General features: G+C 38.2%; 11 protein-coding genes and 2 pseudogenes. 8 read left to right on the top strand and 5 right to left on the bottom strand.

The window, feature by feature from the left end; all coding sequences use genetic code 11:
• The first annotated feature begins 56 nt into the window (after nt 1–56).
• Nucleotides 57–2,177 carry a protein kinase domain-containing protein gene (locus NG743_RS01515; RefSeq protein ID WP_257121345.1) on the top strand — a complete coding sequence of 707 codons (2,121 nt, stop codon included), beginning with the start codon at nt 57–59 and terminating at the stop codon, nt 2,175–2,177.
• Nucleotides 2,178–3,021: 844 nt separating this feature from the next.
• Here the strand turns inward: NG743_RS01515 and NG743_RS01520 are convergent.
• Nucleotides 3,022–4,086 carry a potassium channel family protein gene (locus NG743_RS01520; RefSeq protein WP_306459822.1) on the bottom strand — a complete coding sequence of 355 codons (1,065 nt, stop codon included), beginning with the start codon at nt 4,084–4,086 and terminating at the stop codon, nt 3,022–3,024.
• A gap of 319 nt (nt 4,087–4,405) precedes the next feature.
• On the opposite strand from NG743_RS01520, the gene NG743_RS01525 reads away from it, so the two are divergent.
• The 3 genes and pseudogenes from NG743_RS01525 to NG743_RS01535 all read left to right on the top strand — a co-directional run bounded on the left by NG743_RS01525 (nt 4,406) and on the right by NG743_RS01535 (nt 6,803).
• The gene (locus tag NG743_RS01525; RefSeq protein ID WP_027400828.1) at nt 4,406–5,689 is read left to right on the top strand and encodes an aspartate aminotransferase family protein; all 1,284 of its coding nucleotides are present in this window, start codon (nt 4,406–4,408) and stop codon (nt 5,687–5,689) included.
• A gap of 145 nt (nt 5,690–5,834) precedes the next feature.
• Nucleotides 5,835–6,152, top strand: a pseudogene (locus tag NG743_RS01530) (hypothetical protein).
• A 213-nt stretch (nt 6,153–6,365) separates the two neighbouring features.
• Nucleotides 6,366–6,803 (top strand): hypothetical protein, encoded by a 438-nt coding sequence (locus tag NG743_RS01535; RefSeq protein ID WP_035081205.1) that lies wholly within the window; start codon nt 6,366–6,368, stop codon nt 6,801–6,803.
• Here NG743_RS01535 and NG743_RS01540 read toward each other — a convergent pair.
• Both NG743_RS01540 and NG743_RS01545 read right to left on the bottom strand, forming a co-directional pair.
• Complete coding sequence (locus NG743_RS01540) at nt 6,757–8,193, bottom strand: RNA-guided endonuclease InsQ/TnpB family protein (protein ID WP_257121347.1); 1,437 nt, start codon at nt 8,191–8,193, stop codon at nt 6,757–6,759. The two genes, NG743_RS01535 and NG743_RS01540, sit on opposite strands and share 47 nt — an antisense overlap.
• Nucleotides 8,194–8,495: 302 nt before the next feature.
• A pseudogene (locus tag NG743_RS01545) lies at nt 8,496–8,654 on the bottom strand (DUF2887 domain-containing protein); the annotation flags it as partial.
• A 134-nt stretch (nt 8,655–8,788) separates the two neighbouring features.
• Between NG743_RS01545 and NG743_RS01550 the strand changes: the two are divergent.
• On the top strand, nt 8,789–11,995 hold the full coding sequence (locus tag NG743_RS01550) for a glycoside hydrolase family 15 protein (protein WP_027400826.1): 3,207 nt from the start codon (nt 8,789–8,791) through the stop codon (nt 11,993–11,995).
• A gap of 264 nt (nt 11,996–12,259) precedes the next feature.
• Here the strand turns inward: NG743_RS01550 and NG743_RS01555 are convergent, their stop codons facing one another.
• Nucleotides 12,260–12,946: a hypothetical protein gene (locus NG743_RS01555; RefSeq protein WP_027400825.1), complete on the bottom strand. Its 687-nt coding sequence runs from the start codon at nt 12,944–12,946 to the stop codon at nt 12,260–12,262.
• An 880-nt stretch (nt 12,947–13,826) separates the two neighbouring features.
• Nucleotides 13,827–16,088, bottom strand: coding sequence for an amylo-alpha-1,6-glucosidase (locus NG743_RS01560; protein WP_193964127.1), 2,262 nt, complete (start codon nt 16,086–16,088; stop codon nt 13,827–13,829).
• 366 nt (nt 16,089–16,454) lie between these two features.
• On the opposite strand from NG743_RS01560, the gene NG743_RS01565 reads away from it, so the two are divergent.
• The 3 genes from NG743_RS01565 (at nt 16,455) to iscB (ending at nt 20,638) form a co-directional block, all read left to right on the top strand.
• A complete protein-coding gene (locus NG743_RS01565) occupies nt 16,455–17,222 on the top strand; it encodes an ATP-binding cassette domain-containing protein (RefSeq protein WP_027400822.1) in 768 nt (255 codons plus the stop codon).
• Nucleotides 17,223–17,245: 23 nt separating this feature from the next.
• A complete protein-coding gene (locus tag NG743_RS01570; RefSeq protein WP_257121349.1) occupies nt 17,246–18,772 on the top strand; it encodes a glycine betaine ABC transporter substrate-binding protein in 1,527 nt (508 codons plus the stop codon).
• A 570-nt stretch (nt 18,773–19,342) separates the two neighbouring features.
• A complete protein-coding gene (iscB, locus tag NG743_RS01575) occupies nt 19,343–20,638 on the top strand; it encodes an RNA-guided endonuclease IscB (RefSeq protein ID WP_257121350.1) in 1,296 nt (431 codons plus the stop codon).
• Nucleotides 20,639–20,668: the final 30 nt, after the last annotated feature.

Here is a 20,668-nt window from a genome sequence, read left to right on the forward strand (position 1 = left end):
CCCGACTTCTTTAAGAAGTCGGGGATCTTATTCTCATTAATTACCAATTATCAATTATGTCTATTCAATGTCCAACCTGTCTCACAGATAACTATGATCATGAAACTAGCTGTATCGCTTGCGGTACACCTTTAACCTCCTCTTCCACTACATCAAATCTGCATTTATCCCCAGGAACATTATTAGGGAATCGCAGATATAGAATAGATAACATATTAGGACAAGGTGGGTTTGGTATTACTTATGCAGCCACTTATATCTCCAACTCTACCAAAGTTGCTATTAAAGAATTATGGCCAGAAAATGCTGCTAGACAAGGTAATACAGTTTTGTGGCCAATGTCCATTACCCCTATGCAGCGTCAACAACAACTGCAACAGTTTCAATTAGAGGCTAACTATTTACAAAAATGTGTTCATCCTCATATCGCCAAAATTTATGAGTGGTTTACAGAAAATGATACCGCATACATGGTAATGGAATTACTTGTTGGTAAATCATTAGATAAAATATTGCTAGAAACAGGACCACTAGCAGAAAATCGAGTTAAAAATTATTTTGTGCAAATTGCTGAGGCTTTAAAAGTTATTCATAGTCATAATTTACTGCATCGAGACATCAAACCAGAAAATATTATTATTGTCCCTCCCGATAAAGCTGTATTAATTGATTTTGGCGCAGCTAGGGAATTTATTGCCGGTCAAACTGGGGATATGACCCGAATATTAACCCCTGGATATGCACCTTATGAACAATATATTCAAAAAAGTAAGCGTTTTCCTAGTACAGACCTTTATGCTTTATGTGCATCAATGTATGAATTATTAACGGGAAAATTACCAATAGAAGCCACAGATAGAGCCAGTGCTTTTTTACAAGGTAGTTCAGTAGATAAATTAGTTTCACCCCAACAACTACGCCCTGATTTAAGTTCTTTAATAGAAAAAGTTATTCTCACAGGAATGCAATTTAGAGTAGAGGATAGATTTCAAACGGCTGATGAATTAATTAATGCACTTCAAGGTAAATTTATTTCTCCTCAACATCAACGCGCCAAAGAATTAGTCAAACAAGGTCAACTAGCTGATGCCGTTCAAGCATATCAAAAATATTTGCAACTAGCACCAGATCATGGAGAAGCAGCCGTAGAACTAGCATTATTACAAATATATCTTGATGATCAACAAGCAGAAATAGCCGCACAAATAGCTATTCGATTACAACCCAATGATGGCAGAGGTTATGGCGTTTTAGGACTGATTAATTGCCGTCGAAAAAATTGGCAAGAAGCAGTTAAGAATTTACAGCAAGCCGTTAATTTAGCTCCTCGTGAGCCTTGGATACAAGCTAATTTTGCTTGGGCATTAGGTAAATCTAGTAAATGGGAAGACGCAGAGAATACAGTAAATAAAGCATTGCAATTACAGCCTGATTCTACCTTTGCTTTGGGTTTGCAAGCTTGGATATATGTACAGCAACAAGAATGGAAATTAACTATTCGTGCAGCTACACAAGCAATATTTAAATTACAGAATCAGCAAAATAGTCATGGAAAAAAGTTACAATCTAGCCTATATCCCTATTTAATTATAGCTTTAGAAAAAGCCGTTGTCACTAAACAAGCTAATGATGTAGATAGAAGAATTGAAGAATTCATTAATCAAGTTCCTGATAGTGCTATAGCTTGGGGTTTAAAAGGTTGGAAACAAGCAACTAAATATTTATGGCAAGATGCTATCAGCAGTTTTGAAAAAGCCAGTCATCAATCATCAATGATAGATTGGGTATTAATTAATCACGCTATTACTCAGGAAAATTTACAAAATTATCAAAGTGCTATTCAAATCTATGACAATTATCTACAAAAATTTACGCCTCAAGCCTTTATTTTATTTCGTCTCGGTACTTTATATGCCCAAATAGGAGAATGGCAGAAGGCGAAGTTATATCTTGAAAAAGCAATTAAGTATCATCCTATTTATGCTGAAGCCTATCATAATTTAGGTTGGGTATTGCTGAATATTAAAGGTCAAGATGGACAGGTAGAAAACTGCCGAGAAATGTTATCTGCTTATAGTAAAGCTACAGAATTATATGCAAAAGAACAAAAATTACCAATGAATGTAGGTATTAAACAGGCTTTTCAATTGGTAGGACTCCAGATCTCCGACTTCTAATATGAATTCATCATTTATACTCAACACGGCTTAATAATTTGATTCTGTGGGTAGAGGCAAAGCAAGAGCTTATTGGTGTCAACTTAACGTAAAACCTTTAGCCCGCCTGGGAATGATAGCGTAGCGTGGCGTTAGCCATATTCCCAGTCTCATAGCAGAAGTCATCTGAAGATGACTAAATAACCCGGAAATTCGTCTCATTCCCAGTCTCTGACTGGGAATGAATTCTAGAAGGCTCTGCCTTCAATGATATTAGAGGCAGAGCCTCATCAACTGCATTCCTAGTCAGAGACTAGGAACGAGATGTGGTAGGGATTTGAGCTTAAGTTGACACCTATGAAGCTCTTGCTTTACCCCTACAAATCTAGGTTTTTCGTAATTTTGTAAAAGTCTATGTCTCAACCGTGTTTAGTATATTTATAAATTTAAAAAAGAAGTCGGGGATCTTTGGGGTTTCCATATCTCCGACTTCTAATATGAATTCATCACTCAATACCTTGTCCAAATTAGAAAAAGCCTTGATTTGTGGGTTGGGTGGTGGAACGTGAACGTATCCCTGCGGGACACTGCGTGAACGCGGAGCAATTAGCATGAAACCCAACAAATGCGTTGGGTTGCGCTGTCGCTTAACCCAACCTACAGGAAATGGACAGGGTATTGATCAATTACAGCGGTTTTCGCTCTTATAATGTACATCTTAGCCCCCTCCTCGCTTGCGGGGAGGGGGTTGGGGGTGGGGTTCTTGTACCTCATAACATCGGGAAGTGCTGTATTTATAAGTTTAAAAAGAAGTCGGAGGATCTTTGAGAGAGTAGATATTCCAACTTGCAAAATAAGTCTGCTTTTAGCTATTTTTCGGACGTTTTAGGGGAGTAGAATTAATCGGACCAAGAATTTGATTTAAACCCCGCAATTGTTCAGCCGTACCCATACAAATTAGGGTATCTCCCGACATTAAAACAGTTTCACCAGTGGGACCACCAATGAGTTTACCATCAAGGCGGCGTATTGCCAGAACTAATGCGCCTGATTGCGATCGCAATTTGGCTTTTTGTAAAGTTTGACCAACGAAGGGACACCTACCCGGATCTAGTAAAAATTCTTCCATGTATAACTGGCGGTCTGTACCGGAGAGAATCCCATCCACAAAGTCTAAAATCTGCGGTCTCAGGGCTGCTGCTGCCATGCGTTTGCCGCCAGTAATATACGGTGAAATTACGGCATCTGCGCCACCACGTTGTAACTTTTGTACCGCTTCTTCCGTACTAGCGCGAGCGATCGCCCTAATTTCTGGATTCAGCGTTTTTGCTGATAAGACAGTATATAAATTTTCCGCATCTGAAGGTAAAGCCGCGACAATACAAATTGCTTTAGTAACGCCAACTTTTAACAAAGTATCATCTAATGTCGCATCACCTTGAAAAACAATATAACCAATTTCCTGGGCTTTTTGGACAGATTCTAGTTCCGAATCAATCACCACAAAAGAAACAGCTTCAGCCTGAAACTCCTTAGCAATTTGTCGCCCAGTGCGACTAAATCCACAGATAATATAATGTCCTGATAATGATTCCATTAAACGCCTTTGTTGTCGGAGTCGAATTCCTTCTAGAAAATAACCTTCAATGACTGCGGCTGTAAATCTATTGACAATATAACCAAGATTGACCACACCCATTAAAATCAAGGCAATGGTAAACAACCGCCCACGACTACCCAATGGATGAGTTTCTCCATAACCGACAGTTGCCAAAGTAATCACAGTCATATAAGCCGCATCTTCCCATCTCCAGCCCTCAACCAGGGAATACCATAGAGTCCCGATTAGGAAAATACCAGCTAAAGCAAGCGCCCCAGCCATTAACTCCTTTTGAATACGTTGATATTTTTGTTCAAGGGTAGAATACACAGGCAATTAAGAATTAAGAATTAAAAATTAAAAAACTCCCGACATCAGGGACGACAAATAATAAATTACCCAATTTTGTGGGATGGGCATCCTGCCCGTTCTTAATGATTTAGCGGACAAGATGCCCGCACCACAAGAAACTTTTTTTAATTGGAAGTCCATAAGGGTTCAGAATAAATAATATTTGCACAATTATGGGTAATTTTTCCTCTTTCTTCTTCTTGACTCGGTGACTCCTCCTAAAATCATCAGAAATTTTGTTCATATTTCCCAGAACCTAGTAAAGTATTACGATAAAAGCTTTTCAGGAGTAGCGGTAGTGAGCGTCCAAACTCTAATTGAACAAGCCACGAACCCCCCGGAGTCAGGTATTATGCCATCTACACCTTTTGATGTTGATAGCTTTGATACGGCTGTTATGTCTACATACAGTCGCTTTCCTTTGGCTTTGGAACGAGGTGCTGGTTGCCGTGTTTGGGATAGTCAGGGCAAGGAATACCTGGATTTTGTCGCGGGTATTGCCACTTGTACTCTAGGACACGCCCATCCAGCAATGGTAGAGGCTGTAACTAGACAAATCCAGAAATTGCATCATGTTTCTAATTTGTACTATATTCCTGAACAGGGTGAATTAGCGAAATGGATTGTTAATCATTCCTGTGCAGATAGTGTATTTTTCTGCAATTCTGGTGCGGAAGCCAACGAAGCCGCCATTAAACTAGCGCGGAAATATGCCCACACTGTTCTAGAAATTGCCCACCCGATCATTTTAACTGCCCATGCCAGTTTTCACGGACGGACTTTAGCCACCGTGACTGCCACTGGACAACCAAAGTATCAAAAGCATTTTGATCCTTTAGTTCCTGGTTTCCACTATGTAAATTACAACGATATTAGAGCAGTGGAAGCCGCTGTTACTGAATTAGATGAAGGTAATTATCGGGTAGGGGCAATTTTAATTGAACCATTACAGGGAGAAGGTGGCGTTCGTCCTGGGGATATTGCCTACTTTAAGCGGTTACGGGAGATTTGCGACGAAACCGGTATTTTGTTGATTTTTGATGAAGTACAGGTTGGAATGGGACGCAGTGGCAGATTATGGGGTTATGAACATTTGGGAGTAGAACCAGATATTTTCACCAGTGCGAAAGGCTTGGGCGGTGGTATTCCCATCGGTGCGATGATGAGTAAGAAATTCTGCGATATTTTCCAACCCGGAGAACACGCAAGTACATTTGGCGGTAATCCCTTTGTCTGTGGTGTGGCGCTGAGTGTGTGTGAGACTTTGGAAAAAGAGAATATTTTAGAGAATGTCAGAGAACAGGGCGCACATTTACGAGAAGGATTAAGAGCGATCGCTCGTCAATATCCTCAGCATATCTCAGAAGTGCGCGGTTGGGGTTTAATCAACGGCATGGAAATCAAAGCCAATATTCCTTTAACAGCCCCTGAAATCGTCAAAGCGGCAATGGACGCAGGTTTATTACTTGTTCCCGCAGGTCTTAAAGTAGTGCGGTTTGTTCCTCCTCTCATTGTCACAGATGCAGAAATCAAGCAAGCATTAAAAGCTGTAGAAAAGGCATTAGCTAAAGTTACAGCTTAATTCGTAATTCGTAATTCGTAATTCGTAATTTTAGGATTATCAATTACGAATTTTTTATCTTGACAAATTTAAACATATCAATTAGGAAAAAATTAATCAAAAATGCGGTAAAATATAATATATTTTCAGTAATACATAACAAATTATGCCAGAAACAAAATCTACTCATACAGTCCGCAGGGGCAGAATCTTCCCGGAAATTCAATGGACTCAAGAACAAAAAGCACAATGGCAGACTGAACGGGAAACATTGTCTTAAGACTGCAAAGTAATTTTTGAGCAGTTACAAGCAGAACTCATTAAAACTCACTATAACTGGTACATAGCAATTGAGCCAAATAGCCGTGAATATTTTATTAATGAAGATCCCTTGTTAGCCGCACAACAAGCACATCAAAAATACCCAAATGTCAAACTGCACGTTTTCCGAATTAATGAAACTGGAGTATTTGGCAAAATATGATTTTAAAATAATACTTACTACAAGGGAACACTAAAAAATAAATTACCCAATTTTGTGGGATGGGCATCCTGCCTGTCCTTGATGATTAGCGGGCTTTTCGGACTGAACCACAAGAAATTTTTGGGTATTTTTTTAATTGGAAGTCCCCAAATAAAAGAAAGACTTTTCAAATATTACCAAGATTATTCATTATCACATCTAAGGTTAATTATCATGAAATCAAATAAAATATTTAGATTAAGTTCCCTGAGAACCTCAATTCACCTCGACGGCTACAACGTTACCCATTATCAAGAACTACATAAATTCTCTTCTGAAGCCGAAGCAGAAGCCTTTTTTAACGAAAGTATTCAAGAATTACTCATACATGGTTGGTATGATATCGAATCTGTCCCAGTAGATGAAAATAACAAAGATTTTACTCCAGATGAATTGTATGGGATGTTCTTAGAACTAAAAAATCAAGTAGATGAATTTGCCAATGCAATTATCAAACCTTCTATAGAAATTACGCCATATTCAACAACAGAAACTACCTTATGGCAAAGTAAATTTGTTGACACTCCCCGGTCTAAAGACGCGGAGATTCTTAATCGAATAATTGTCAAGACAACTGCTCGAATAATATCCGCTTTTCAGGTATTACCTTAGATGTACGGTTCTTGCCCTGATCCTGTTTGCCATTACTGGCAGAATCATCTCTGACAAGCGTAACTTTCCGAGAGTCCCCCGGTAGGTTTTTAGTGTCTTTGCTGACAAATTTTAAATTAGCTCTTCGTAAAATTGTCCGAGAAGCCTGAGTATCAGCATGGTCAATATGACCACAATGTTCACAAATGAACTTTTCGCCATCTCTATTAGCTTTACTAATATGATGACAAGCCGAACATTCTTGAGAAGTAAATTTAGGATTAACGGATAATACTGGTTTACCAGACTTCAATGCCAGCCAAGCAATCTTAGAAAATAATTCGCCCCAACTGGCATCAGAAATAGAGCGATTTAATCCACGTTTTGCAGATTGACCATTAGCCATAAATCGTCCTTGCTGCCTTTTGGGTTTGCAGCGGGACTTCATAGCCTTAACATTTAGATCCTCTTGGACAATTGCCTCAGCGGTGTTAACAACTTTATTAGCTGCTTTCCATTGATGATCATTTCGCTTATCTGCAATTTTTTTATGTAGCTTGGCAACTATTTTCCCAGCTTTTTTGCGATTGTTAGAACCCTTGACTTTACGATTAACTCGGCGCTGTCTAATTCTTAATTGACGGCGAATTTTCTTATTAGTTGCCAGATGAGGATTTTCAATAAACGAACCATCAGACAAAGAAATTAATTTATTAATTCCTACATCAATACCTACTGCCGACTTAACGGTTTCAATTCCTGTAACTTCAGGTAAAGATTCAGGCAAGTTGAGCAATACACTCATGTACCAGCCATCAGCTTCTTGAATTACTGTTACCGTTCTAATGTCAGCATCTACTGGAATAGTACGACTATCAAAATAGCGCATAGTCCCCAGTCCAGGAAAGTAGGCATGGGAATAGCATCTTGGCTGATTAGATTCACGATTAACAGTTAATTTTACTTGTCCTGGCTTGAATTGAAAAGTTTTAAAGTTAGCTGCTTTACGAAATGCAGGGAAACCCCTTTTGTGTTGAAAAAATCCGTTATAAGCAATATCTAATTTAGCTAAATTGCCTTGTAAAACATCTGAATTAATTCGGCTATACCATTCAGACTCAGAACGTAATTCAGTTGTTCTTTTACTTTGAATATCAGTCGCGTTACCCCAGATTAAACCATGCTTTTTGCTATTTTTTGTTAACTCAGCATACATGATGCCATGTTTAACAATAGGGCAGGTCAAAGGGCAATAAGAACCATATTCAATTCGACTATCTAAGTCTGAAAATGCACCATAATAGTACATCACGGACTCATCTGATTTCTGGTTATTAGTCTCAAAACCGCGCTGACGTTCTGCCAAACAATAATTTCTGTGTTTCCGCAAAGTAACAAGCCACTCAGACATTAAGGCTTGTTGCCCAATATTCGGTTTTAGCTTGAATCTCCAGCGTATTTGCACAGGCTTATTTTGTTGATATGATTGATGATATAACTATGTTAATCTCCAATTAAAAGGAAGTCAATAGCTAAAATCTATGAAAAAAAGCTATTTCTTTTCAACTGCGGGGAATGTTGCCGCCGACACAATAGAAAGATATATTAATGACCCGCATCATGGTTGAGAATATTGGCAGCGGTTAAAACCGCACGGGTAGGCTTTCCCCCGCGCTCTAAAGAGACGCGGCTCCCAGCCTTCCCGCAATCCCCTGGTGGTAAAAACACCCCGTCAATTTCAAACTTTGGTTCTTTCACCGCTACCGAATCAAAGCGATAATTAGCCGCATTTGCGGGAGGATTTGGCAATAACTCAAACAGTATGGTTGGATATGTTTGAAATAAATAATAGGAAATAGAGTCACGTCGCATATTATAATTGTAATCTATCCTACCCAAAATAAATTCTCTTCTTGATGATTGTTACATACACCAAAAGAGGGAATTATACAACTTTTTTATTTATCAACCTCACAGCAACAAAGTTAAATTTTCTCATCACCATAATGAACACATCCACCACACCATTAACACGCTTAGATTTTTACTATCAGCAAATCAAGACAATTATTTTAGCGCGTCAAAACCCGATTACTGGTTTATTACCAGCGAGTACCGCTATTACTGCTCATGGCGATTATACGGATGCGTGGGTGCGAGATAATGTGTATAGTATTTTGGCAGTTTGGGGTTTAGCTTTAGCCTATCGTAAATTAGATCATGATGATGGTCGAACCTATGAGCTTGAACATAGTGTAGTCAAGTTAATGCGGGGTCTGTTGTTTTCTATGATGCGACAATCCCATAAAGTTGAAACATTTAAACATACACAATCTTTATTAGATGGACTTCACGCCAAATACAATACAGCTACAGGTGATATAGTCGTCGGTGATGATGAATGGGGACATTTGCAACTTGACGCGACATCTATATTTTTATTAATGTTGGCACAAATGACCGCCAGTGGATTATCAATTATTTTTACATTGGATGAAGTGAACTTTGTCCAAAACCTAGTTTATTATATTGGTCGAGCTTACAGAACACCGGATTTTGGTATTTGGGAACGGGGGAATAAAATTAATCATGGTAGTGCAGAATTAAACGCTAGTTCCTTGGGAATGGCTAAAGCCGCTTTAGAATCTATAAATGGATTAAATTTATTTGGTGTTCATGGTAGTCAAGCATCAGTAATTCATGTTTTACCAGATGAAATTGCTAGAGCCAGAATTACTTTAGAATCATTATTACCTAGAGAATCAGGTTCTAAAGAAATTGATGCGGCGTTATTAAGTATTATTAGTTATCCCGCTTTTGCGGTGAAAGATGAGCAGTTACGAGAACGCACCTTGAATGAAATTATTAGTAAACTTGAGGGAAAATATGGTTGTAAACGGTTTTTGCGAGATGGACATCAAACCGTTTTAGAAGACACCGAACGCCTCCACTATGAACCTGGTGAACTTAAACAATTTGAACATATTGAATGTGAATGGCCATTATTTTTCACTTATTTAGTTCTTGATGGTTTATTTCGGGGTGAACAAGCACAAGTTGAGAAATATCAGCAACTTCTACAATCATTGTTGGTAGAACAAAATGGGTTACAGCTATTACCAGAAATTTATTATGTTTCTGAAGAAAATATAGAAGCTGAGAAATTAAATCCTCAGTCTCAGTTAAGATTACCAAATGAAAATATTCCTTTGGTTTGGGCGCAAAGCTTATATTATTTGGGTGAAATGTTAAGCGAAGGCTTAATCTCATTGGGAGATATTGATCCTTTGGGAAGACATTTAAACGTTGGAAAACAGCGAAGTGCTTTAGTTCAAATTGCTTTAATAGCAGAAGATGAAGCTCTACAAACGCAATTAGAAGTATATGGAATTGAAACCCAAACTCCTACCCAAGTTGAACCAATTCAAATTAGAAAATCTGAAGAACTTTCCCAAATTTATACGCAAATTGGCAGAAATGATCAATTGGGTTTAACGGGTCGTCCTTTGCGAAGACTGAGAAGTTTAACAATATCAAGGTTCTTTCGGATTCGAGAGCAAACAGTTGTCTTTTTACCATCATTCCTAGATTCTCAACAGTTTTATTTAACTCTTGATTATCATTTTTTAGTAGATCAAATTAGAGGTGAATTGGCTTATATTCAAAAATACTGGAGTGATTTAGGTCGTCCGACTTTGACTTTAATGATTACTCGGACTATGCTAGAAACTGGTTCTGAAGCATTATTAGAATTAATGCAAGAACTCAAAGATGGTATTTGTAACGGAGTCCATGTAAAATTAGGAAAACTCAATCAATTAATGCTGACAGCAGCAATTCAAAGAATTGATTTTTTATCAGATGCACAATTCTCTCAATCATCAGTTGCAAATCGGGGAATCCGTTGTTATTACCTGACTTCTCATTTAGAAAAAAGTTGGTCTTTGGGACATACCCAAGAATTCCAAATGGAATGTGAAACTAACTTAGATTTATTATTAAAATATTTGCGCTCATCAGAAAATATTTATGAGCAAATTGAATTACTGCAAACTTTAACTCGGTTACAGGGTTTAGAATTTGATACAGGCTATGCGGGTCCTACCCATGCTGTCACTGTAGCCGATTTACTTGATGAAGTTTATATTAAAGCCGGAGATTTAGGTTTGTGGGCGGTGGTGCGACGGGCTGCGGGTTTACGCCAAATGCTCGATATTGGCTTATCAGACGCGATAACGAGTATTTTGGTGCAAGGTAAGCAAATTGCAGTTGGGAGGGCTTATAGTCAAGCTTCTTTGATAGTTGTTCCTATATCTGGAATTGAGATTACTGAGAAAATTAATAACTTCTGTCGTGAGGATATACGAGATAGAGTTTTAACCCAAGAAATTCTCATTTATCTTGGTGTGTTAATCAAATCAGAACCAGAATTATTTCGTGGATTTCTCACATTAAGGGTTGGTTATTTGATTCTTTTGATTACTAGCGATATAGCCAGAGAATTTATCCTCACCCAAGATGAAGCTTATGAAAGATTAATGCAGCTATCACCTTTTGAAGTAAAAATGCGGTTGCGTCAAGTGTTAACTGGATATAGTGGGGTGAGTAGTTTATTACGTCAACAGGAATCATTGCACGTTAAACAAAAAGAAAGTGACATTGCTTGGGTTGTCCTACCTGTAATTAGTGAAGAAGTAGAAGTTCCTCCTGATGGTTGGCGGAGATTTCGTCAAGCAGAAGGGGCATTAAATCGCGTAACTAAAGACTTTTTTAAACAAGTTTGGCTATTAATGCAGCATTGCAAAGGTTTAGTTATTGGCGATAAATTGGAACGACGGAATCGGTTAGAAAGTGAAATTATGCTTTCGGAAATGACAGCAGGAGAAAGAAATTTTGCTTTATTAGTTGAACACTTGCTGAATAAAATTGAAGCTCCAGAATATCGCCAAGTTAATGTAGAAGCCTTGATGGAATTGGCTGCAATCGTGGCTAATAACCCTAAGTTGCAAATTGAGGAATATATAGTTTTAGATGTGTTAATCGGTCACGCAGTCCGGTTAGCGTGGTTGGAAAATCATCCCCATAGGAGCGATCGCTATGATGAAGATAAAGCCAGTGCATGGCCATCATTTTATAATAGTTCTCCCCAAGATTGTGCCAATTATATTTTGAAGGCGTTTAGGTTCTTAACGGAGTTTGTTGAAGATGTTTAAACTCAAGGCTTTTCCAGCACCTTTCATGTAAAACAGTAAACAGTAAACAGTGAACAGTGAACAGTGAACAGTGAACAGTGAACAGTAAACAGTAAACAGTGAACAGTAAACAGTAAACAGTGAACAGTAAACAGTGAACAGTAAACAGTGAACAGTAAACAGTAAACAGTGAACAGTGAACAGTGAACAGTGAACAGTAAACAGTGAACAGTAAACAGTGAACAGTGAACAGTGAACAGTGTTCACTGCTTATTGCTATCTGGATCAGTTTAGACTACATTTGGCATACACCAATAAGTTCTTGTATTCTTCAATTTTGTGCATTTTTCCCTGTTTTACAAATGATTCAATTATTGGTTGAGCATGACCCCAACCAATTGATTTTGTATAGAAGAGAATTTTGCCATTGGGATTGAGTTTACTCAGAAACATCCCTAGAAGAGATTCTTCATTATGATGCAAAAAAGGTGCTTCTTCAGGCATATAAAATTCGCCGAGATGAAACAGAGAAATGACATCGAGCATGGGTAAAGAACGGTCTGTCAAGGTGTATATATCTGTACAGAGAACTTTGTAATACTTGAACAGTAGACGATCTTTAAGCGATAATCGGATATATTCTTGATGTTCGGGTGCAGAAGCGGTAATCCCAATAATTTCATTGGGTTGAGAAAATTTCTGATTTGCCAATCCTAGAATATGATGAGAACCTGTTCCAAAATGAAAGATAGTTTGATCTTGGATATTATGATTTTGTAAATATTCAACTAATTCAAGATCACATGGACAACGTTCTGGTTGTAATCCCCAAGATGATTTTTCGCGGTAGTAATCAGCACCAACCCATTGTGGTAAAACTGGGCGAGAAAAACTTAAAAAATAGTAAAGTCTTGCTAAGTGGCGATTTGTAAAAACTATTCCCCGAACGGTTTGTCTAATACTATTAACCATGAATTAATCAACCTCAATAGTTGGGAAAAGATATTTTTGATATGTTGGAAAAAGACGTACCCAGTTAGGATGCTACAAATATTCATCAGCAAGACTACAATCAAGCTAAGTAATTGGACAAAAATATTTACAGTCATTGCGAGGGAAGGGAAGCAATCATAACCTTGGCGATTGCTTCATTTCACTTCGTTCCATATGGCTAACGCCACGCTTACGCAATGATATTGTGTAATTAATTCTGTCTCACTACTTATATAAAGTTAGCCCAATTCAAATTAATTGAGCCAGGTAAATTGACATCCCGGATTATTTTTGTAATTGTTGTGCTTGATGGCGACAGACAAATGATTACTGATGATCTGCTTGAAGATTGAGTTATCCTAGATGGATAAAATTCATCAAAATCCCTGACAACCTGCTCTATGTGATCACCCTAAAAAATACTGGGTGCTGAGTTTCTAGAACTTAGGCAAGTCTAACATAGGAAAAATAAAGCTAACATCAAGTACAGATGAAAGTTTAATTAACTTTTGCTATGGCGGTGATGACGCTTGATGCAATACAGCACTTTCCGGTGTTATGAGGTAAAAGAACCCCACCCCCAACCCCCTCCCCGCAAGCGATGAGGGGGCTAAGGCTAAGTATAATTGAGGGCGGGGTAATGGTGTCAACTTAACGTAAAACATCTATCCCGCAAAGAAATCAAGTCATCTGATTCCCAGTCTCTGACTGGGAATCAGATGAATCCCTACCACACCTCGTTCCTAGTCTCTGACTAGGAATGCAGTTGATGAGGCTCTGCCTCTAATATCATTGAAGGCAGAGCCTTCTGGAATTCATTCCCAGTCGGAGACTGGGAATCAGATAAACATCCTCTAATTTAAGCTTCAATGACGACGCGCAAGTTACCGCGTTTTTTCGCAACTCGACAAGCGGTAGTGCTACCAACTCGTTCAAATTCTAAATCTAAAATTGTGCCACCAATACGCAAGTTATGAAAAGATAAATTGTTAATTGATTCTGGTAAGGCGGGGTCAATGATTCGCAAACAATTATTCTGCGCGTCTGGGACTAAATTCACCATCATTTGCAATAGTTGAAAAATGCTACCTGTAGCCCAGGCTTGGGGAGTACAAGCAACGGGATAATGGACGGGAGAATTATCACCGTTCATTTCATAACCGCAAAATAGTTCTGGGGGGCGTTGATAGGGTTGCTGGGAGGTCATGTTGAATAACCCTTGAAATAGTTCCAGCGATTGATCAATTAAACCGAGCGATCGCAATCCCATTGCAATCATAGAATTATCATGAGGCCAAACTGAACCAGTATGATAACCCATCGGATTATAAGCAGGGGACAAACTACTTAAAGTTCTAATTCCCCAACCATTAAACATATCCGCCGCACCCAATCTTTCCGCCACACTATAGGCTTTTGCAGAGGTAAATATCCCCAAATTTAAACAATGACCAGGATTAGAACTAATACTATCTACTGGTTTACCTTCTCCATCTAAAGCCAAAGCACAAAAATCTTCATCTTCTAACCAAAAATCCTGGTTAAATTTAGCCCTGAGTTGTCTAGCTTCTTTTTGCCAAAGTTCTTCTAAATCTGGGCGTTGTTGGATTTTGGCAATTTCTGCAAGGCGGTTTTTCGCCGCATAGACATAAGCTTGCACCTCACACAGAGAAATCGGACCAATGGCTAATTCCCCTTTGCGGTTGACAATACAATCACCCGAATCTTTCCAACCTTGGTTAATTAAACCACCTTTAGATTTGCGAGCATAGCTAAGATAACCAGTTTCCTGGATTTGACGATCAATCCAACCCATAGCCGCTAAAGCATTTGGCCACAGTGCTTCTAAGGTTTCTTGATCATGAGTCCAACTGTAATATTCAGCATACAACATTAACCACAGCGGCGTAGCATCCACAGTCCCGTAGTAGGGTGTATGGGGAATTTCTTGACATCTCGCCATTTCTCCCAACCGCAGTTCATGTAAAATCTTACCCGGTTCTTCTTCCCGCCAAATATTATCCGTTTGACCTTGATATTCTGCCAATAGTAGCAAGGTTTCTTTGGCAATTTTGGGATTCAACATCAAGGTTTGGGACGCAGTAATGATAGAATCTCGACCAAATAGAGTAGAAAACCAAGGGACTCCAGCAGAAACAGTTTTATGTTTGCCAAAGGACTGAAGCAACAAATATATATCTTGTTCAGCCCGCGATATGACGCGATTGAAAAGACTTTTATCGGAGCTAATCCGGGTAATTTGCTGCAACCAATTTTGCTCCTCCATTAATTCAGCAGCTTTTGCCTGTGCCAAAGTAGAGGCAGAACTGATAGTAGAACTAGGTTTGTTATCAGTGAACATCTTCAGCCGATAACCTAACTTCTTAGTTTCATGAGCCGCCAATTCTATCCGCCAAACTGCCGTATAACCGTGAAACCGACTTGGTTGCAAATGCTGAAATTGAATTAGAGACTCCATGATCGAACCATCTAAGCCCTGATATGCTAGGGTAAGGGATTCTTCTTTGTATGATTGAGAAGACACAGGTGCAACATGATCAGATGTTGGGTTGTTTAAGTGCAAAAGTCTTCCCCGTTTTTGGCGGTGATGACCTCTAACTTCAAATAAATCCACAAAATCAGCTTCAAAACTCAGACTCAATTCAAAAACAATGCTGGTAGTGTTGTAATTAGCAACTTCTATTTCTTCAAATAATGCCCCATTCAGAACCAGTTCCCGACGAATACCCACAGTATCAGCCTTAAAAAGATTTTCTAAATCAGGATTGGTGCATAAAACCGAGAGAGCAAATCCCTTATCAGCGTTGCTACTCAATAATATAGGCGATCGCCCCTCAATCTGTAACTCCAAACGACTCAAAAACCTTGTATCACGGCAAAACATCCCCATACTAGGAGTGCTACCATAAAGGTAACAATCGGAAATATTCCCCATCGTATCTGTCACCAGGAATAAATCATCATCTTTAACTGTAATGGTTGGCTGTGGTCTTTGACTGACAACACAAGGCCATTCGGAAATCTCTTTCTGGTCTGCGGGAGTAAAAGTTCTGCTGTCGAGGACAATTGTTTCTGGAGTCATCAATGTATCCGGTGTCATTAGCCAAAGTTACCTATACAGGTGTAAATTTGCTCAAATCAATACTGTTAAAAGAGAAAAGTAATTAAATCCAAGACAATGAATTTCTATAAATGTATACCTTATTAATTAGAAGTCAAGCCTGAAAACTGGCTGTTTTCCAATAGTTTATTCCTTCCTCAACATTGAGAGGTGCTAGGGGTAGAGAATACTTACTCAGGCATAAAATCTCATAAAAGTAGAAAGCGGTGAATAAAAAATACTTGCCACCCTTGTTTTTTTATACTGATATTGAATAAATAAGCATAAATAAGATCCCCGACTTCTTAGAGAAGTCGGGGATCTGACGGGGATCTGACCACCTTAATTTTGTTTAACGAAACCATTATGTCAACAACATCAGAAATTGCCGTTGAGTTTCAAAATACCAGTTTTGCCATTAATCACCGTCCTTTGTTATCTAACTTGAATTTGAGCATTCATCAAGGGGAAGCCTTAATTTTATTAGGACGCAGTGGGAGTGGCAAAACTACGACTTTAAAATTAATTAATCATTTACTTGTCCCCACCCAAGGACAAGTTTTAGTCCAAAATCGTCCCACAACTAACTGGGATGTCATTAAACTGAGAAGACGGATAGGTTACGTCATCCAAGAAACAGGTTTATTTCCCCATTTTACCATCGCGGAAAATGTCGGACTTGTACCATCTTTAGAAAAATGGTCATCACAGAAAATTCAAAATAGAGTCTATGAAATGTTAAACTTAGTGGGATTAGAACCAGAAAAATTTGCTCAACGTTATCCCCATCAATTATCAGGAGGTCAACGTCAGCGAGTGGGAGTTGCTAGAGCTTTAGCCGCAGATCCACCTATTCTATTAATGGATGAACCTTTTGGCGCACTTGACCCAATTACCCGTTTAGAATTACAACAACAATTTCAATATTTACAACAACAATTAGGAAAAACCGTGATATTCGTCACCCATGATATTCAAGAGGCCTTCTTTTTAGCTACAAGAATTGGTTTAATGGATGAAGGGAATTTAGTTGTATTAGGAACTAGAAGGGAATTTCTCCAATCTCAACATCCAGAAGCAAAAGCATTTCTAGCTTGTTTAAATGTTGGTAATAATTGGGAGCAACTTAATTAAAATTAGCTAAAAATCCAAAAACTATGTTTTTCTTTCAATACGGTACAGAAATAATTTTCCACAGTGGAGAACATTTAATATTAGTCATTATATCCCTAGCGATCGCCATTTCTATTGGTCTTCCTGTCGGCATTCTGATCACTCGTCAATCAAAATTAGCTTCCCCCATTCTTGGTTTAGCAAATGCCATTCAAACCATCCCTAGTTTAGCCATCTTCGGCTTTTTAATTTCCGTACCTTTTCTGGGAGGAATTGGCAAAATTCCCGCCATAGTTGCCTTAACTCTTTATGCCTTACTTCCCATAATTCGCAATACTTATATTGGCATTAATAGCATCAGTCCCGCCATTAAAGAAGCCGGGATAGGCATGGGAATGACAGATCAACAATTACTATTCCAAGTAGAAATTCCCCTGGCTTTACCAGTCATTTTAGCAGGGGTAAGAGTAGCCACAGTTATATCCGTAGGAATTGCCACAATTGCTGCTGCTATTGGTGGTGGTGGTTTAGGAGTATTTATTTTTCGCGGTATTTCCACAGTTAATAATGAATTAATTTTAGCCGGAGCAGTCCCCGCAGCTTTGATTGCTTTGAGTGCAGATTTCGGATTAGGATTATTAGAAAAAAGACTCACTAACCAAATAGAAAGAAAGGGTAAATTTAATCGTAAAATTGCCATTGTTTTAGGAATTGTTTCTTTAATCATAGCTGGATTAATTGCCTTTAACTATCAACAAAAACCCGCAACAATTATCATCGGCTCAAAGAATTTCACAGAACAAGTTATTTTAGGGGAATTATTAGCACAACACATAGAAAATCATACGAGATTAAAAGTAGATCGTCGTTTTAATTTAGGAGGAACATTTATTGCTCATGAAGCAGTAAAAGCCGGAAAAATTGCCGGGTATGTGGAATATACAGGAACTTCATTTACGACTATTTTGAAAGAAAACCCAATTAGTAATCCTGAGACTGTTTATCAAAAAGTCAAAGCATACTATGATCAAAAATTGAAATTAGCAGTGATGAAGCCTTTAGGATTTGAGAATACCTTTGCCATGATTATCCGCGGAGAAGATGCTAAAAAATGGCAAATTAAAAGCCTTTCGGAAATTAGTAAATATACTCCACAAATGAAAGCAGGATTTGGCTATGAATTTTTAGAAAGAGCAGATGGTTATCCAGGATTATCTAAAACCTACAACTTGAAATTTGCCAATATCAAACAAATGGAATTAGGATTAATGTATCAAGCATTAAAAGAAAAACAAGTAGATTTTATTGCTGCAAATTCTACAGATGGTTTAATTCCAGTATTAAACTTAGTGATTTTGGAAGATGATAAAAAATACTTTCCACCATATCAAGCTATACCTATTTTTAATCAAGAAATTCTCCAAAAATATCCAGAGTTAACAAATACCATTAATCAATTAGGAGGTAAAATTTCGACAACTGCAATCCAAAAGATGAATTATCAAGTAGATAACCAATCTCAACCGGTGGAAAAAGTTGTCAGTGAGTGGTTAAAATCTCAACAATTATGATTTTTAAAACTTATAAAGTTTTATCAGCAATTTCCATAAATTTTTTGCTTTGTTTAAGAGGATGTTTTAAAAGTTTTTAATGTATAAATAAACCCCTCTCCAAACCTCTCCCCGACGCGGGGAGAGGCTTTAAAAACCCCATTCCCTGGCAGGGAAGGGGGGCTGGGGGGTTAGGTTTTTGGAAATTACTAGTTTCATCTAATACTTTTCAAACAACTTCTAATCCCATATTCTGCAATTTATTATGTAGCATAATAAATTACATTTTTTTTAGCAATCCCTAAATAAATTTAAGTTAACCTGTTGCAGTAACTTTTCTTAACACAAGCGTCAACCACCCATCACTTCCCTTCGGGTAAGTGAGGGCTTGTAAAAGCCTAGTTGACCAGACTCAGTTCTTAACCGAACTACGTTAGAGGTAAGAGTTAAAGACCTACCAGAGGATGCGTAGCTAGTTCCCTGCTCTAGAACTTAAAAGTTAAACAGGCTTAAGGGTTAAACCAGTGCTTTTAAGATAGTTACCGACTTCTAACATTGTCGAAGCTAACATTACCCGCAAGGAGGGACTTTATGTCCAAAGTATTTGTTTTAGATACCAACTTCATCCCATTAAATCCAATTCATTCTGCACAGGCCAGACAACTATTAAGAAACAAAAAGGCAGCAATATTTAGACAGTTTCCGTTCACAATTATTCTCAAAAAATCCTGTCCTGACTCCCCAGTATCGTCCCTAAGACTAAAGATTGATCCTGGGGCAAAATTCACGGGAATGGCATTAATTAATGATTCAACTGGCGAAGTAGTATTTGCTGCTGAATTAAAACATAGAGGCTTTGCAATTAGAGATGCTTTAACTTCTAGAAGTCAATTAAGACGTTCTAGACGTGCCAGAAAAACTCGTTACAGACAACCAAGGTTCTTGAATAGAACCCGTCCAGAAAGATGGTTAGCTCCGAGCTTACAAAGTCGAGTTGAAAATATTAAAACTTGGGTTGAAAGATTGCGTAAACTCGCACCAATTGAGGCTATTAGCCAAGAGTTAGTACGCTTTGATATGCAGTTAATGGCTAATCCTGATATTCAAGGTAGGGAATATCAACAGGGAACTTTAGCTGGTTACGAAAGCAGAGAATACTTACTAGAAAAGTGGGGTAGACAATGTGCCTACTGTGGAGTAAAAGACGTTCCTTTTCAAGTAGAGCATATTCATCCACGAGCCAAGGGTGGTAGTAATTCAATTACAAATCTCACTTTAAGTTGTGAAAAATGTAACACTAAAAAAGGCACGAAAGACATCAAAGATTTTCTCAAAAAAGACCCTTCAAAGTTAGAAAAAATCTTGAAGCAAGCTAAAAGACCACTGGCTGATGCAGCAGCAGTAAACACAACTCGCTTGGCATTACTATTCGTTGTCAAAGCGACTGGATTACCTGTAGAAACAGGTTCAGGAGGGTTAACAAAGTTCAATAGAAGTCAGCAAAATCTGGAGAAAACGCACTGGATTGATGCAGCTTGTGTTGGTCAGTCAACTCCAATTCTCAATATCAAAGGCGTTAAGCCATTGCTAATTACAGCTAATGGTCACGGCACTAGACAATCTTGCCGAACTGACAAGTACGGTTTTCCTTCTAGATATGTCCCCAGGTTCAAATTTGTTAATGGTTTTCAAACCGGAGACATTGTGAAAGCTGTTGTCACAAAAGGTAAAAAGATTGGGGCATATATCGGACGAGTAGCGGTGAGGACTAGCGGTAGTTTCAATATCTCAACAATATCTGGACTGATTCAAGGTATCTCTTACAAATACTGTAAATCAATTCACAAAAAGGACGGTTACGAATATGGAAAATCAAAGATTTGTTAATTGCTCAACTGTCCCTTTCATTGTTTGTGC

It is taken from the genome of Dolichospermum heterosporum TAC447 (genome assembly GCF_024584745.1).
In the GTDB taxonomy this organism is placed as follows: domain Bacteria; phylum Cyanobacteriota; class Cyanobacteriia; order Cyanobacteriales; family Nostocaceae; genus Dolichospermum; species Dolichospermum heterosporum.